Genomic DNA, 15,433 nt, shown 5'->3' on the forward strand with positions numbered 1-15,433 from the left:
GCGGGGCCGGGCGTCGCGGCCTCACGAAGAGAGGGTCCGACTCGCGCCGCGGGGGAGGGCCGTCCGCCCCAGGTCGGCCGCGGGTCGCGGCCACGGAAGGGGTGCGGGCGGGCGTGGTGCGGCAGTCGATACGCTGGTGGCTTCCTATTCGGGACTTCTCCTGGAGATATCTGCCGTGGCCAGCAAGCCGACTTCCGCCAAGATCGAGACCATCGTCGCGCTCGCGAAGCGCCGCGGATTCGTCTTCGCCTCCGGGGAGATTTATGGCGGTACCCGCTCGGCGTGGGACTACGGGCCCCTGGGCGTGGAGCTGAAGGAGAACATCAAGCGGCAGTGGTGGCGGTCGATGGTCACCGGCCGTGAGGACGTGGTGGGTCTCGACAGCTCGGTGATCCTGCCGCGTCAGGTGTGGGTGGCGTCGGGTCACGTCGGTGTGTTCAACGACCCGCTGGTGGAGTGCCTGAGCTGTCACAAGCGGTTCCGGGCCGACCAGCTGGCCGAGGAGTACGTCGAGCGGACGGGCAAGAGCGCGGCGGAGGACGACCTGTCCGACGTCCCGTGCCCCAACTGTGGCACCCGCGGCCAGTACACGCCGCCGCAGGACTTCAACATGATGCTGGAGACGCACCTCGGTCCGGTGAAGACCGAGGAGGGCCTGCACTACCTGCGGCCGGAGACGGCGCAGGGCATCTTCGTGAACTTCCTGAACGTGCAGACGACGTCGCGGAAGAAGCCGCCGTTCGGCATCGGCCAGATGGGCAAGAGCTTCCGCAACGAGATCACGCCGGGCAACTTCATCTTCCGGACCCGTGAGTTCGAGCAGATGGAGATGGAGTACTTCGTCGAGCCGGGCACCGACGAGGAGCTGCACCAGTACTGGATCGACGAGCGCACCCGCTGGTACACGGACCTGGGGATCGACGCCGAGAACCTGCGGCACTACGAGCACCCCAAGGAGAAGCTGTCGCACTACTCGAAGCGGACGGTCGACATCGAGTACCGCTTCCGGTTCTCCGGCCAGGAGTGGGGCGAGCTCGAGGGCATCGCCAACCGGACGGACTTCGACCTGACGACGCACTCGAACCACTCGGGCGTCGACCTGTCGTTCTACGACCAGGCCTCGGGCACCCGGTACCGGCCGTACGTGATCGAGCCGGCGGCAGGTGTGGGCCGTTCGATGATGGCGTTCCTCATCGAGGCCTACACCGAGGACGAGGCGCCGAACGCGAAGGGCGGCATCGACAAGCGGGTCGTGCTGCGGCTCGACCGTCGGCTGGCGCCGGTCAAGGCCGCGGTGCTGCCGTTGTCGCGCAACGCGGACCTGTCGCCGAAGGCGCGTGACCTGGCGGCGGCGCTGCGCAAGAGCTGGAACATCGAGTTCGACGACGCGGGCGCGATCGGGCGCCGCTACCGCCGCCAGGACGAGATCGGCACGCCGTTCTGCATCACCGTCGACTTCGACACCCTCACCGACCAGGCGGTGACGATCCGGGAGCGCGACTCGATGTCGCAGGAGCGGATCGCGCTCGACCAGGTCGAGCCGTACCTGGCGGCCCGCCTGCTGGGCTGATGACCGCCGCACGCGGCTGCGCCGGGATCGACGACCGGCGGCGGCGCACCGGGAGCCCCGGTGCGCCGCCGCCGTCGTCGTGGGCGGGTCAGCCCGTCGTGGCCGGTTCGGCCGGGAAGAGCCGGTCGACGATGTCGCGCATCGTCACCAGGCCGAGTGTCCCGTCGACGGAGACGAGCGCGAGGTGCGCCCGCTTCTCCCGCATGGTGCCGAGCGCGGCGTGGGCCGTCTCGTCGCCGGAGAGGGTGAGGACGGGCCGCATCAGCGTCCCGGCGGTGGCGCCGGCGGGCGCGGCGAGCGCGTCACGGACGTGCACCACCCCGACGGGGACGTCGCCGTCGAGGACGACGAGGCGCAGGTGCCCGCTCTCGCGGGAGGCGGCACGCACGCGGGCGGCGGTGTCGCCCGTGGCGACGGTGACCAGGCCGGCGTGCATGAGCTCGCGCAGCGGCGTCCGGTAGATGTCGAGCGCGGTGACGATCTGGGCGCGGCGGTCCTCGTCGAGCGCCCCGGCCCGCGCGGAGTGGGTGACGAGCTCGCGCAGGTCGGCAGGGTCGCGGCCGGCGCCGAGCTCGTCGACGGGGTCGACGCCGACCGCCCGCAGGCAGCGGTTGGCCAGCCCGTTGAGCACGAGCAGGACCGGCCGGGTCAGCCACATGAACCCGCGCATCGGTAGGGCGAGCAGCGTCGCCGACCGTTCGGGGTGGGCGATCGCCCACGACTTGGGCGCCATCTCCCCGACGACGAGGTGCAGGAACGTCACCACGATCAGCGAGAGGACGAACGCGAGTACCCCGGCGGTGGCGGCGGGCAGCCCCCAGCCGGTGAGGACGGGTTCGAGGGCTTCGTCGACGGCCGGTTTGGCGATGGCGCCCAGGCCCAGCGTGCACAGGGTGATGCCGAGCTGGGAGCCGGCGAGCAGCAGGGAGAGGTCGCGGGCGCTGCGCAGCGCGGCGCGGGCGGACGCGGACCGTTCCGCGGCCTCCTCGAGTCGGTAGCGCCGGGCCGCGACGAGGGCGAACTCGATCGCGACGAAGAAGGCGGACGCCGCGATCAGCGCGATCGACACGACGATCGTCCACGTGTTCATCGGTGGGCCTCGCCGGTGGTGGGTGCGGGTCCGCTGCTGGTCAGCCGGAGTCGCACGTGGGCGGGTACCCGGCGTTCGACGCTCTCGACGACGGCGTGGAGGGTCACGACGGGGTCGTCGTCCTCGGCGCCGGGGGGCTGGGGCAGCGGGATGGCCACCGCGTCGCCGGGCCGGGGCAGTCGTTGCAGGGTGGCGACGACGAGACCGCCGACGGTCTGGTGGTCGCCCTCGGGCAGGGGGTGGTCGAGGAGGCGTTCGACCTCGTCGACGTGCAGTGCGCCGGACACGGTCCAGACGCCTTCGCCGACGGTGGGGACGTCGACGCCTGCGGGGTCGTGTTCGTCGGTGATCTCACCGACGAGTTCCTCGGCGACGTCCTCGACGGTGACGACGCCGGCGAGGCCGCCGTACTCGTCGAGGACGCAGGCGAACTCCTCCTGGGCTGCGCGCAGCTCGGCGAGGACGGCGGGCAGCGGTAGCGAGTCGGGGACGAGCAGCGCGGGCCGCATGATCTCGGCGACGCGGACCTCGGCGGGGTCGTGGCCGGTGTCCTCGAGGGCGAGGACGTCGCGCAGGCAGACGACGCCGGCGACGTCGTCGGGGTCGTCGCGCAGCACGGGCAGCCGGGAGTGGCCCGACGCCATGGTGGTGACGAGGTCGGCGACGGTGGCGTCGGCCTGCACGGTCGTGACGCGGGGTCGCGGGATCATGGCGGCGACGACGTGCCGGTCGCTGAAGTCCAGGACGCGGTCGAGCATCGTGGACAGGTCGACGGGCAGGGCGCCGCTGTCGCGGGACTCGTCGATGATCGCCTCGAGGTCGCGCGGGGTGGCGGCGTGCTCGACGTCGTGGACGGGTTCGATGCGCAGGAGCCGCAGCAGCAGCTCGGCGGCCTTGTCGAACAGGTGCACGAGCCAGCCGAAGACGGCGAGGTAGATCGACGTCGACAGGGCCAGGGCGCGGGCGACGGGTTCGGGCCGGGCGATGGCGAGGTTCTTGGGGAAGAGCTCGCCGAACACCATCTGCACGACGGTCGCGAAGAGCAGCGCGAACACGGTGCCGATGACGATGCCGACGCCGGTGGGGACGCCGACGCCGCCGAGCAGCTCGCCGATGCCCGCGCCGATCAGGGGTTCGGCGACGTAACCGACGAGCAGGCCGGTGACGGTGATGCCGAGCTGGGCGCCGGAGAGCATGAAGGAGGTGCGGCGGGTGATGGCGAGGGCACGTTCGGCGCCGGTGTCACCGGCGGCGGCGCGGGAGCGCAGCCGGGCCCGGTCGACGGCCATGTAGCCGAACTCCTGGGCGACGAACCAGCCGGTCGCGGCCGTGATGAGCACGACGACGACGATGCCGAGGAGGATGGACAGGACGGTCATCGCGGACCGCCGGGACTACGCGGGGGGAGACGCCGGTGGGCGCCGCCGGTACTTCGGGGAAGGTCCATGGTCCTGTCTGTCGGAAGCCGGGATCGGGTGGGAACCGGCACGGGCCTGTCGCGGTGTGGACGAATCGGTCAGCTCGAGAGTTCCCGTGTCGATGATGACATCCGTCACCGGGCAGGTGTGACGCCCGCTCCGGGAACGTGCCGCGTTCACCCGCGAGAGTCGGTTCCATGAGGACGAACGACGCTGCGGCGGTCCGGATCGCGGGCCTGGCGAAGAGCTACGGCGCGGTGCGCGCGGTCGACGGGCTCGATCTGACGATCGCGCCGGGTGAGGTGGTGGCGTTGCTGGGCCCGAACGGCGCCGGGAAGTCGACGACGATCGACGTCCTGCTGGGGCTGACCCGGCCGGATGCGGGCGCGGTGGCGTTGTTCGGCCGCACCCCGCGGGAGGCGGTGTCGCGGGGTCTGGTGGGGGCGATGCTGCAGTCCGGCGGGTTCCCGGAGGACGTGACGCCGGGTGAGCTGGTGCGGCTGTCGGCGGCCCTGTTCCCGGCGCCGCTCGCCCCGGCGGAGGTGCTGCGCCGCGCCGGGGTCGCCGATGTCGCGACGCAGCGGTTCGGGCGGTTGTCGGGTGGGCAGCAGCAGCGGGTGCGGTTCGCGGTCGCGCTGGCGTGCAACCCGGACCTGCTGGTGCTCGACGAGCCGACGGTCGCGATGGACGTGGCTGCGCGGCGGGAGTTCTGGGCGTCGATGCGCGGGTTCACCGCCGACGGCCGGACGGTCCTGTTCGCGACGCACTACCTGGCCGAGGCGGAGGAGTTCGCCGACCGGGTGGTGCTGCTGCGGGCGGGCCGGGTGGTGGCGGACGGGTCGGTGGCGCAGGTGCGGGCGCTGGCGGCGGGGCGGGTGGTGTCGGCGGTCGTCCCCGGTGCCGGTGCGGGTGCGCTCGCCGCGCTGCCGGGGGTCACCGGTGTCGCGACGGCGGGCCCGCGGACGCGTCTGACGTGCGACGACTCGGACGCCGCGCTGCGGGCGTTGCTCGTCGCCCATCCGGACGCCCACGACGTCGAGGTCACCGCGCACGGCCTGGAGGACGCGTTCGTGGCCCTCACGGCCGAGCCGGTCGACGCCCGTTCCCGCGAAGGAGTCTGAGACCGATGGGTGTCCTGCTCGCGTCCGAGGTGCGGCGGATCGTCCGTTCGCCGCGGTTCCTGATCTTCACGGTCGGCTTCCCGGTCGTGTACTTCCTGATCTTCTCCGGTCTCTACGCCACGGGTGCCGACGCCGCTGTGGTGACCGTGGTGCTCATGCTGAACATGGCGGCGTTCGGCGCGATCTCGGCGGCGATCAGCACCGGTGGGCGGGTCGCGGTGGAGCGGGCCGTCGGCTGGAACCGGCAGCTGCGGCTGACCCCGCTGCCCGGCTGGGCCTACCTCGCGGTCAAGGCGGCGGTGGCGATGCTCGTCGCGCTGCCCGCGCTGGTGCTGACGTTCGCCGTCGCGGCGGCGTTCAAGCACGTCGACCTGTCGCTGGTGCAGTGGCTGCGTGTCCTGCTGGCCGCGTGGCTCGGGGTGCTGCCGTTCGCCGCGATCGGGCTGCTCGTCGGCACCATGGCGACGCAGGACTCGGCGCAGGGCATGGCCACCGTGACGATGCTGGTGTTCAGCCTGCTGGGCGGCGTGCTGATCCCGGCCCAGGTCCTGCCGGCCGCGATGGCGACCGTCGCGCACCTGCTGCCGAGCTACTGGCTGGCCGAGGTCGCCCGCGACCAGGTGTCCGGCGGGGGCGTCCCGGTGCAGGGGGTCGCGGTGATGCTGGTCTGGCTGGTCGTGGCGGGTGGGCTGGTGGCCGTGCGGTACCGGCGCGACGCGCTGCGGGTCTAGCGTGGACGGCATGGTCGACGGGGGCCGCGCGGGCGCAGGTGACGGTCCGATGGACCCGACGCGGCTGACGCTGCGCACGTGGCTGCCGATGGCGGGTGGCTGGTCGTTGCTGCTGCTGCCGTGGGTGTACGCGGCGGCGGTCTCGGACCATGGGCCCGTCCTGCGGGTCCTGCTGGTGGTCGACGTGTTGGCCTACGTCGCCGGCTACTGCGTGGGGCTGTACTACGCGATGTGGTCGTCGCGGCCGCTGGTGACGGGGGCGACGGTCCTGGGCATGGCCGGGCTGTGGGCGGCGATGGTGCTGGGGCTGGGCGCCGGCGGCGTCGAGGGCGGGGTCCTCTACACCATCAGCTTCCTGGTCGTGACGATCATGGCGTTGCTGCCGAAGCGGCTCTCGGCGGTCGTGGCGGTGCTGGCGGTCGCGGCCGGGTTCGCGCTCTACAGCGTCGTCTTCGGGGCGGTCGACCTCGGCTCGGTCGTCGGCATCGTGGCGATGACGGTGGCGATGATCGGCATGTTCGGGCTGATCCGGGCGAACACGGAGCTGCGGGTGGCGCGGGAGGAGCTGGCCAGGCTGGCCGTCACCGAGGAACGCGAACGGTTGGCGCGCGACCTGCACGACGTGCTCGGGCACAGCCTGACGACGATCACGGTGAAGGCGGCGCTGGCCCGTCGCCTGCTCGAACGCGGCGACGAGGCGCGCGCCGCCGGCGAGGTCGCCGACGTCGAGCGGCTCGGCAGGCAGGCGCTGTCCGACGTGCGTGCGACGATCTCGGCGAACCGGGTGGCGTCGCTCGCCGCGGAGCTGGCGGGGGCACGGGAGGCGTTGCGGGCCGCGGAGATCGAGGCCGATCTTCCTCGCGCCGTCGACGACGTGCCCGCCGACCGGCAGCAGGTCTTCGCCTACGTGCTGCGTGAGGGTGTCACCAACGCGATCCGCCACAGCGGCGCCGGCCGGGTCACGGTGCGGCTGACGCCGGACTCGATCGAGGTCGTCGACGACGGCGTCGGCGCCCCGAGCGGCACGCCTGCGGGCAACGGGCTGACCGGGCTGACCGAGCGGGTCGCCGCGGTCGGGGGCTGGGTCGACTCCGGCCCGGGGGAGCGCGGCGGCTGGCGGCTCGCCGCCACGTGCCCGCCCGCGCGGACCGGGGCGCCGCGCGTGCGCGCCGACGACAGGGCGCCCCGGTGACCGGCCCCAGGATCAGGGTCCTGCTGGCCGACGACCAGGCGCTGGTCCGCGGCGCGCTCGCGGCGCTGCTGGGTCTGGAGCCCGACATCGAGGTCGTCGCGCAGGTGGGAACGGGGGACGAGGTCGGCCCGGCCGCCGACCGTACGAGGCCCGACGTGGCGCTGCTGGACGTGCAGATGCCGGGTGTCGACGGGCTGGCGGCGGCCGCGGCGCTGCGCGAGTCGCTGCCGTCGTGCCGGGTCGTGGTGCTGACGACGTTCGGCCGCCCGGGCTACCTGGCGCGGGCGATGCGGGCGGGGGCGGCGGGGTTCGTGGTCAAGGACAGCCCGCCCGAGCAGCTGGTCGACGCGGTGCGCCGGGTGCACGCCGGCCTGCGGGTCGTCGACCCGGCGCTGGCGGCGGAGTCGTTGAGCACCGGCGCCAGCCCGCTCACCGACCGCGAGCGCGACGTGCTGGTCGCGGCGGCCGACGGCGCGACCGTCGCCGACATCGCGTCGCGGCTGCACCTGTCGGAGGGCACGGTGCGCAACCACCTGTCGTCGGCGATCGGGAAGACGGACTCCCGCACACGCGCCGAAGCCGTCCGCATCGCGGACGGCTTCGGCTGGTTGTGAGGGAGGGGAAGGGTGCTCAGCCCACGCGGGCGGCGCAGGTGTCGCGGTCCCCGGCGTACCCGGGGTCGAGCGCGGCGGCCAGGCGCAGGTGGGGCAGGGCGTCGGCGTGCCGGCTCTGCCGCTGGAGCGTGCGACCGAGCAGGTAGCGGGCGTAGGAGTCGGCGGGGGCGAGCTCGACGGCCCGGCGCAGCTCCTCCTCCGCCTTGCGCAGCTGCGCCGAGCGGTAGTAGGCGCGGCCGAGCAGCAGCGTGCCGCTGAAGCTCGCCCGCAGCTCCTCGGCGCGGGGCTCGAGCATGCCGAGCGCTTCCAGCGGCCGACCGCCGTCGACCCAGTCCTCGGCCATCCGGTAGGTCAGCGTGTCCATCATGTCTCCTCCAACCAGATACCCCCAATGGGTATTCCGCGGCCGGGGGGAGGGGACACTGGGCCCGTGAACCGGCTGCGCTCGATCACCGCCCCGCAGTTCCTGCTCGTGCTGCTCGTGGCGTCGGCGGTCGTCCACGCGGTCCACGGCGTCCGGCTCTGGGACACCTCGCGTCTCGCCGTCATCGACGCCGTCCTCGTGATCGCGGCCCTCGTGATCGCGGGCATGCTGGCACGGACGCTCCGGACGCCCGCCGCGCAGCCGGTGCCGCTGCTGTCGGCCGCCGTCGTCGGGGCCGTCGGCGTCGCGACGTTCCTGCTGCCCAGCGTCATCGCGCTCACCCAGGGCCGCCCGCTCGCCGGGCTGTTCGACGGCTGGGCGTTCGCCGCGCTGATCGTCGACGCGATCGTCGTCCGGATCGCGATCTTCGCCCTGAAACGCACCCTGCCGACCGGCTGACCCGCGGCGGGACGCGCCCGGCTCTGCGTCGCCACGGTCGTCGGCCGCGGTCGCTACCCTTGCCCGTGTGACCGCTGCGACCGTGCCGCCGTCCGGCCCCACCGACGCCACCACCGATCCCCGCCGTGCCCTGGGCGCGGCGTTGCGCTCCTGGGCAGCGGGCGGGTCGGCGGGGATCGGCGTCGTCCGGGTGCTCGACCGGCACGGCTTCGGCACCGTCGAGTCGGGTCAGCTCGTGGCGTCGACGGCAGCAGGCGAGTCCGCGGGCGTGCTCTACCTCGGCGCGCTCGACGACACGGCGCTGCCGCTCGCAGCGTCCGCCGCGGCGGGCCCGCGCACCGGCCAGGCGCACGTCACCGAGGCGGCGGGCGTCGCGGCCGGCCTGGCCTGCGCCGGCGGGGCCACACTGCTCGGGCACCCGCTGCCGGCCGCGCTCGCGACGGCGCTGGGCGACGCGCTGGAGGGCGGTGTCCCCGCGGCCCTGCTCACCCCGGCCGACGGGTCGTCGGTACTGGTCCTCACCGGCGCCGAGCTGGACCGGGTCCACGGCTCGCTCGGCTCCGCGGAGGCCGACGAGGCGGCGTGCGACACCGCCCGCGACCGGCTCCGTCGCGGCGCCACCACCACCGAACGGTTCGACGCCGCGGGCACCGACGTACTGCTCGACCTGTGGGTCCCCGTGCCCACGCTCGTCGTCGTCGGTGCGGGCGCGATCGGAGAGGCACTACGGGCACAGGCCGCGCTGCTCGGCTGGGGCACGCGCAGCGTCAGCGAGCTCGACGAGGCACGCGCGGTCGTCGCCGGGTTCTCCGGGGCCGACGTCGTCGTCCTGCTCGACCACGCCGCCAAGTTCGACGCCGTGCTGATCGACGGCGTCCGCGGCCGCGGGTTCATCGGCGCGCTCGGGTCCCGGCGCACGCAGGCCGCCCGCCGGGGCCGGCTCCAGGCCGCGGGCCTCACCAACGCCGAGATCGACTCGATCCACGGCCCCGTCGGTCTCGACCTCGGCGCCCGGACACCCGCCGAGACGGCGGTCTCGATCGTCGCCCAGGTCATCGCCGCCCGCTCCGGGCGCGCCGCCGCCGCACTCACCGCCTCCGACAGCCGGATCGGCGGGTGACGGCACCCCGCCCGCCGTGGCGGTCGCCCGGGGGGCGCGCCGCCCCGACCGTCCCGCTGCGCCGCCCCCGACCGGCCGAGCCCGCCTCCGAGGCGCCCACCCGCAGGATCGGCGGCCGAGGGCCCCGCGTCGAGTACCCGCGGTCCGGGCTGCGCTGGCCCGCCCGCTTCCTCATCGGGGGGCTGCTGATCGGTGCGATCATCGTGGGCGGCACCGCGTTCCGGGTCTGGCAGACGGCCCGCACCGACACCGAGACCCCCGCCGACGCCGTGATCGTCCTGGGCGCCGCCCAGTACGACGGCAGCCCCAGCCCGATCTTCGCGTCCCGGCTCGACCACGCCGCGGCACTGTTCCGGGAGGGTGTCGCACCGCGCATCGTGACCGTCGGCGGCAACCGGGCCGGTGACGAGTACACCGAGGCGTCCGCCGGGCGGCGCTACCTGCTGGCCGAGGGGATCCCGGCGTCGGCGGTCGTCGCCGTCGGGGAGGGCTCGGACACGTTGGCCAGCCTGCAGGCCGTCGCCGCGGTCGCCCGCCGCGACGGCTGGCGCAGCGCGATCCTCGTCAGCGACCCGTGGCACTCGCTGCGGGCACGCACCATGGCCGAGGACGCCGGGCTCGACGCCTGGACCTCGCCGACGCGCAGCGGGCCCGTGGTGCAGAGCCGCGAGACCCAGGTCAAGTACATCGTGAGGGAGACGGCCGCGCTGTTGTACTACCGGATCACCAAGGCACCGGCCGAGACCGAGGACACCGGACTGGGATGAGCGGCCCGCCCCACCCGACCGTCGCCCCCGACCACGGCCACGACGACGGCGGCTACGACGACCACGCCCGCGCCCGGCTGCTCCCCGAGGCCCCCAAGGCCGCCGGCCGGGGCCGCCCCGAGCGGCGCAGCCCCTTCGCGCGCGACCGCGCCCGGGTGCTGCACTCCGCGGCGCTGCGCCGGCTCGCGGGGAAGACCCAGGTCGTCGGCCCGGGCGAGGGCGCCGAGATCACCGGCATCCCGCGGACCCGACTGACCCACTCGCTGGAGGTCGCGCAGATCGGCCGCGGCATCGCCGAGGAGCTGGGGGCCGACCCCGACGTCGTCGACACCGCCGGGCTCGCCCACGACATCGGGCACCCGCCCTTCGGGCACAACGGCGAACGTGCCCTCGACGAGATCGCGGGCGCCTGCGGCGGCTTCGAGGGCAACGCCCAGACCCTGCGCATCCTCACCAGGCTCGAACCGAAGGTCGGCCACGGCGACCACGCGGGCGGGCTCAACCTCACCCGCGCCACGCTCGACGCGTCGTCGAAGTACCCGTGGGTGGGCGGGCCGGGGGTGCGCAAGTACGGCGCGTACGAGGCCGACGCGCCCGTCCTGGCCTGGGTCCGCGACGGTGCACCGCCGCGCCGGCGCTGCATCGAGGCGCAGATCATGGACTGGTCCGACGACGTCGCGTACTCGGTGCACGACGTCGAGGACGGCATCCTCGCCGGCCGCATCGACCTGGCCTCGCTCGCCGACCCGCAGGAGCGGGCCGCGCTCGCGGAGCTGGCCGTCGCCAACTTCGGAGCCGATCCCGCCGCCCTCGCCGACGCCGCCGACGCGCTGCTCGCCCTGCCCGCGGTCGCGGGCGTCGCCGGGTTCCACGGCCCCACGGCCACCGGTGGCGAGCACGTCGCGCTCAAGGTGCTGACGAGCGAGCTCGTGGGCAGGTTCGTCCGCGCCGCCACCGACGCCACCCTCGACGCGCTCCCGGATCCCGACGCGCCGCTCGCCCGCTACGCCGCCGACCTCGTCGTCCCGGCGGGCGCCGCCGCCGAGGTGGCCCTGCTCAAGGCCGTCGCGGTCCGGTACGTGATGGCCGACCCGGCCCGGCTCGCGATGCAGGCCCGGCAGCGGGAGCTGCTCGCCGAGCTGGCGGCGTCGCTGCTCGCGGGCGCGCCCGCCGACCTCGACCCCGTCCGTGCCGAGGACTGGGCCGTCGCCGCGGACGACGCCGCCCGGCTGCGCGTCGTCGTCGACCAGATCGCGATGCTCACCGACCAGCAGGCGCTGGCCTGGCACGCGCGGCTGCGCCGGGTCTGACCGTCACGAACCGCCCGGCTGTCTCGTCCCAGTGAGAGATCGAGACACGGAGGTCGAGAGATGGCACGGATTCCCGCGGTGGCCGAGCGTGACGCAGGCCCGGTGGGGCGGTTGGTGTACCGGATGGCGCGGCGTCGGTTCGGCGACGTGCCCGAGCCCTTCGCGGTCGCCCGTCACCACCGGAAGCTGTTCTGGGCGGGGCTGGTGTCGGAGCTGGCCTACGAGAAGGCCTCGACGGTCCTGCCCGGCCCGGTCCGGGAGCTGGCGGTGTACCGGACGGCGACGCAGGTCGGCTGCTCGTGGTGCGTCGACTTCGGCACCATGCTGCAGCGCCTCGAGGGTCTCGACGTGGACCGCCTGCGCCACATCGACTCCTACGCCACCGACCCCCTCTACAGCGCCCGGGAGCGGCTCGCGATCGCCTACGCGGACGCGATGACCACGACCCCGATGACGGTCACCGACGAGCAGGTCGCGGAGCTGGAGCGCGAGTTCGGTCGCGCCGGGCTGGTCGAGCTCACCCACGCGATCGCCCTGGAGAACCTGCGCGCCCGCAGCAACCACGCGCTGGGCATCACTGACCAGGGCTTCGACGCCGCCTGCAGACTCACCCGGTGAGTGGCGACGGTCGCTGTGGCGACCGTCGCCACTGACGTCAGCGCGTGATCGTGCTGTCGGCCGGCAAGGCCTGGCCGGGGCACTCGGCCAGGACGCGGGAGATGGCGTCACGCTCGGCGGCGGTGACCCAGAGGGTGTACTTCGTCTTCACCGCGACCTGGCGGGCGACGTAGTCGCAGCGGTAGGTCTTCGACGGCGGCAGCCACGTGGCGGCGTCGCCGTCGCCCTTGGACTGGTTCGTCGGCCCGTCGACGGCGAGCAGGTTGAGCGGGTCGTTGCCGAGCAGCTTGCGGGTCGGCTCGTCGAGCTGCTGGGCGCCCTTCTGCCAGGCGTCGGACAGGGCGACGACGTGGTCGATCTGCACCTTCTCGCTGGTCCTCTGGCCGCGCTGGAAGGCGATCGTCCTGCCGGTGTACGGGTCGGCCAGGGTGCCGGTGAGCACGACGCAGTCCTTGGTCCCGGGCTTGAACGTCTCGCCGGTCATGTCGCGGGCGAGGACGTCGTTGCGCTGGTCGCAGCCGTTGCGGTCGACGTCGGACCACGCCGGCCCGAACTGTGTGCGCTCGTAGCCGGTCTTGGGGGCCCGGCCCTTCACGGGCAGCGCCGCGAGCGCGGTGGCGGCGTCACCCGAGGCGGTCGCGCCCGCCGCGGGCACGTCGGCCGGCCCCACCTGGAACCCTGCTGTCTGCAGGGCGGCGCATCCCGACGCCCCCACGCTCAGGGCGGCCACCGCCGCCAGTACCGGAACCACCCGTCGCCACGCACGTACCATTTGCACCCGGGAATCCTGTCCTGCCGATCACCCTGGGTGCCGCAGCGACACGGGGGAGTAGCCGATGGATCCCGGCCGGGTCAGAGCTTGTCCGGGTTGAGCACCTGAAACACACCTCGGATTCGCCCGTTCGTGATCGACAGCACCACGACCGACGCGGGCACCTTGCCCACCGCCTCGGTCCGCACGCCCAGCTCCCCGTTGACCACGACCGGGCTCCAGTTCGTCACGAGCCCGTCGCCGTACTTGCGCAGCAGCCCCAGCAACAGGCGGGTGACGTCGGCGGGTCCGACGATCGGGCGCCGCGCGGCGGAGACGTTGCCGCCGCTGTCGGTGAGCATCACGACCTCGGGGTGCAGGAGCGCGACGATGCGGTCGGTGTCGGCGCGGGCGAGGGCGTCGGCGAACGCGGCGAGCACGCCCTGCTGCTCGGCGTCCGTCGCACGCGGCGGTGCGTCGGCCTCGGCGACGATCCGCCGCGCCCGGCTCGCGTGCTGGCGGGCGGTGGCCTCCGAGCAGTCGAGGACCTCGGCGATGCGCCCGAACGGCAGGTCGAGGGCGTCGTGCAGGACGAAGGCGACCCGCTGCGGCGGGCTCAGCCGTTCCAGGACGAGCATCGCGGCCATCCGCACACCCTCGTCGCGCACGACCACGGCCAGCGGATCGTCGTCTCCCGGGGTGGCGACGAGCGGCTCGGGCAGCCAGGGCCTCACGTAGCGCTCGCGCCGCACCGCCGCCGAGCGCAGCCGGTCCAGGCACAGCCGCCCGACGACGGTGGTGAGCCAGGCCCGCGGCTCGTCGATCACCCCGGCGTCCTGCGCGGCGAACCGCAGCCACGCCTCCTGGACGGCGTCCTCGGCGTCGGCCAGGCTGCCGGTGATCCGGTAGCCGACGCCCAACAGGTGCGCGCGATGCGACTCGAAGGCCACGGGGTCGGCGGTCACCGCGCGGACGCTACCGGGCGCGATGCGCGTCACATCCGCCCGCTGTCACGACCCGGGCCCCGTCGCCGTCCCACGGGAAACCACCGAGAACGGGAGGACCGATGGACATTCTCGTCACCGGGGGCACGGGCACGTTGGGCCGCGCCCTCGTCGAGCACCTCCGTCACGACGGGCACGCGCCGCGGGTGCTCAGCCGCACCGCGGGGGAGGGGCGCATCGTCGGCGACCTGCGCACCGGCGCCGGCATCGACGACGCCGTCCGCGGCGCCGACGTCGTCGTGCACTGCGCCACCGCCCCGCGCGGCGACGCCGACACCACCCGCACCCTCGTCGACGCCGCCGCCCGCGCCGGGAACCCGCACCTGCTGTACGTGTCGATCGTCGGCATCGACGCCGTGCCGCTGGGCTACTACCGGGCGAAGCTCGCGGCCGAGCGCGTCGTCACCGGCAGCGCCCTGCCGTGGACGATCCTGCGCGCGACCCAGTTCCACGACCTGCTCGCGACGATGTTCGCCGCCGGCTCACGCACCGGCGTGCTGCCGGTCCTGAAGGCCACACCGTTCCAGCCCGTCGACGTCACCGACGTCGCCGCCCACGTCGCCGCGCTCGCGGTGGCGCCCGCCGTGGGCCGGGCCGACGACTTCGGCGGCCCGCAGGTGCGTGACATGGCCGACCTCGGCCGCGCCTGGCTGGCCGCGACGGGCACGCGCCGCCGCGTGGTGGGGCTGCGACTACCCGGTGCGATCGCGCGCGGCTTCCGCTCGGGCGCGCACACCACGCCGTCGCACACCGACGGCACGGTGACCTTCGAGCAGTTCCTGGCGGCGTCGTGAACGCGCAGGCCGTGACCGCGCGCGTCGTCCTGCGGGTGGGGCTCCTCTTCCTCGCCGCGACCCAGGCGTTCGTCGGGCTGTGGGCGCTGCCCGCGCCGCGCTCGTTCTACGACGGCTTCCCCGCACCCGGCCACAGCTGGGTCTCCGCGCTGCCGCCCTACAACGAGCACCTCGTCCGCGACGTCGGCGCGCTCAGCCTCGCGCTGACGGTCCTGCTCGTCGCCGCCGCGATCTGGCTCGACCGCCGCCTCGTCGCGATCACGCTCGTCGTGTTCGCCGTCTGGACGGTCCCGCACGTCGTCTTCCACAGCCTCCACCTGCACGGGTTCAGCGCACTCGACGCCACGTTGCAGACGGTCGGCTTCGCGGTCGAGGTCGTCGTCGCGCTCGTCCTGGCGGTCGTGCTGGCGAGATCGGGCCGGAGCGCCGTTCACTCGTCCGAATGACGTAGCAGCGACACGCCGGACACGCCGCCGGATGCGGTAACACGCGGAGCCCGCGAGCAGATGT

At 74.2% G+C, this 15,433-nt stretch carries 17 protein-coding genes; 12 read left to right on the plus strand and 5 right to left on the minus strand.

Annotated features, from left to right (window positions below; genetic code table 11):
• The first annotated feature begins 175 nt into the window (after positions 1 to 175).
• Complete coding sequence (locus tag AB7F12_RS21775; RefSeq protein WP_428517976.1) at positions 176 to 1,570, plus strand: glycine--tRNA ligase; 1,395 nt, start codon at positions 176 to 178, stop codon at positions 1,568 to 1,570.
• 88 nt (positions 1,571 to 1,658) lie between these two features.
• Here the strand turns inward: AB7F12_RS21775 and AB7F12_RS21780 are convergent, their stop codons facing one another.
• Positions 1,659 to 2,660 (minus strand): hemolysin family protein, encoded by a 1,002-nt coding sequence (locus tag AB7F12_RS21780; protein ID WP_428497034.1) that lies wholly within the window; start codon positions 2,658 to 2,660, stop codon positions 1,659 to 1,661.
• Positions 2,657 to 4,039 carry a hemolysin family protein gene (locus AB7F12_RS21785; protein ID WP_428497035.1) on the minus strand — a complete coding sequence of 461 codons (1,383 nt, stop codon included), beginning with the start codon at positions 4,037 to 4,039 and terminating at the stop codon, positions 2,657 to 2,659. Before AB7F12_RS21785 ends, AB7F12_RS21780 begins: the two co-directional genes overlap by 4 nt.
• Before the next feature lie 236 nt (positions 4,040 to 4,275).
• On the opposite strand from AB7F12_RS21785, the gene AB7F12_RS21790 reads away from it, so the two are divergent.
• Genes AB7F12_RS21790 through AB7F12_RS21805 form a run of 4 tightly spaced genes read left to right on the plus strand, consistent with a single transcriptional unit; the run spans position 4,276 to position 7,736 of the window.
• Entirely contained in the window at positions 4,276 to 5,199 is a 924-nt protein-coding gene (locus tag AB7F12_RS21790; protein WP_428497036.1) for an ABC transporter ATP-binding protein, read from the plus strand.
• Positions 5,200 to 5,204: 5 nt separating this feature from the next.
• Positions 5,205 to 5,930: an ABC transporter permease gene (locus AB7F12_RS21795; RefSeq protein ID WP_428497037.1), complete on the plus strand. Its 726-nt coding sequence runs from the start codon at positions 5,205 to 5,207 to the stop codon at positions 5,928 to 5,930.
• A 10-nt stretch (positions 5,931 to 5,940) separates the two neighbouring features.
• Entirely contained in the window at positions 5,941 to 7,122 is a 1,182-nt protein-coding gene (locus tag AB7F12_RS21800) for a sensor histidine kinase (RefSeq protein ID WP_428497038.1), read from the plus strand.
• On the plus strand, positions 7,119 to 7,736 hold the full coding sequence (locus AB7F12_RS21805) for a response regulator transcription factor (protein ID WP_428497039.1): 618 nt from the start codon (positions 7,119 to 7,121) through the stop codon (positions 7,734 to 7,736). Before AB7F12_RS21800 ends, AB7F12_RS21805 begins: the two co-directional genes overlap by 4 nt.
• A gap of 16 nt (positions 7,737 to 7,752) precedes the next feature.
• Here the strand turns inward: AB7F12_RS21805 and AB7F12_RS21810 are convergent, their stop codons facing one another.
• Positions 7,753 to 8,100 carry a tetratricopeptide repeat protein gene (locus AB7F12_RS21810; RefSeq protein ID WP_428497040.1) on the minus strand — a complete coding sequence of 116 codons (348 nt, stop codon included), beginning with the start codon at positions 8,098 to 8,100 and terminating at the stop codon, positions 7,753 to 7,755.
• 66 nt (positions 8,101 to 8,166) lie between these two features.
• Here AB7F12_RS21810 and AB7F12_RS21815 point away from each other — a divergent pair, with 66 nt between their 5' ends.
• The 5 genes from AB7F12_RS21815 (at position 8,167) to AB7F12_RS21835 (ending at position 12,374) form a co-directional block, all read left to right on the plus strand.
• A complete protein-coding gene (locus tag AB7F12_RS21815) occupies positions 8,167 to 8,559 on the plus strand; it encodes a hypothetical protein (RefSeq protein WP_428497041.1) in 393 nt (130 codons plus the stop codon).
• A 67-nt stretch (positions 8,560 to 8,626) separates the two neighbouring features.
• Positions 8,627 to 9,679: an XdhC family protein gene (locus tag AB7F12_RS21820; RefSeq protein ID WP_428497042.1), complete on the plus strand. Its 1,053-nt coding sequence runs from the start codon at positions 8,627 to 8,629 to the stop codon at positions 9,677 to 9,679.
• 149 nt (positions 9,680 to 9,828) lie between these two features.
• Positions 9,829 to 10,446, plus strand: coding sequence for a YdcF family protein (locus AB7F12_RS21825; RefSeq protein WP_428497084.1), 618 nt, complete (start codon positions 9,829 to 9,831; stop codon positions 10,444 to 10,446).
• The gene (locus tag AB7F12_RS21830; RefSeq protein ID WP_428497043.1) at positions 10,443 to 11,756 is read left to right on the plus strand and encodes a deoxyguanosinetriphosphate triphosphohydrolase; all 1,314 of its coding nucleotides are present in this window, start codon (positions 10,443 to 10,445) and stop codon (positions 11,754 to 11,756) included. Before AB7F12_RS21825 ends, AB7F12_RS21830 begins: the two co-directional genes overlap by 4 nt.
• A 60-nt stretch (positions 11,757 to 11,816) precedes the next feature.
• Positions 11,817 to 12,374, plus strand: a complete 558-nt coding sequence (locus AB7F12_RS21835) for a carboxymuconolactone decarboxylase family protein (protein ID WP_428497044.1) — start codon at positions 11,817 to 11,819, stop codon at positions 12,372 to 12,374.
• Positions 12,375 to 12,411: 37 nt separating this feature from the next.
• On the opposite strand, the gene AB7F12_RS21840 is transcribed toward AB7F12_RS21835, so the two are convergent.
• Both AB7F12_RS21840 and sigJ read right to left on the minus strand, forming a co-directional pair.
• Positions 12,412 to 13,104, minus strand: a complete 693-nt coding sequence (locus AB7F12_RS21840; protein ID WP_428497045.1) for an HNH endonuclease family protein — start codon at positions 13,102 to 13,104, stop codon at positions 12,412 to 12,414.
• A gap of 122 nt (positions 13,105 to 13,226) precedes the next feature.
• Positions 13,227 to 14,090, minus strand: a complete 864-nt coding sequence (sigJ, locus tag AB7F12_RS21845) for an RNA polymerase sigma factor SigJ (protein WP_428497046.1) — start codon at positions 14,088 to 14,090, stop codon at positions 13,227 to 13,229.
• Between the two features lie 101 nt (positions 14,091 to 14,191).
• Between sigJ and AB7F12_RS21850 the strand changes: the two genes are divergently transcribed.
• Together AB7F12_RS21850 and AB7F12_RS21855 are read left to right on the plus strand one after the other, a co-directional pair.
• Entirely contained in the window at positions 14,192 to 14,923 is a 732-nt protein-coding gene (locus AB7F12_RS21850) for an SDR family oxidoreductase (RefSeq protein WP_428516805.1), read from the plus strand.
• 11 nt (positions 14,924 to 14,934) lie between these two features.
• Entirely contained in the window at positions 14,935 to 15,369 is a 435-nt protein-coding gene (locus AB7F12_RS21855; protein ID WP_428517974.1) for a hypothetical protein, read from the plus strand.
• The last annotated feature ends 64 nt before the right edge of the window (positions 15,370 to 15,433 follow it).

Source organism: Pseudonocardia sp. (assembly GCF_050250275.1).
Taxonomy (GTDB): domain Bacteria; phylum Actinomycetota; class Actinomycetes; order Mycobacteriales; family Pseudonocardiaceae; genus Pseudonocardia.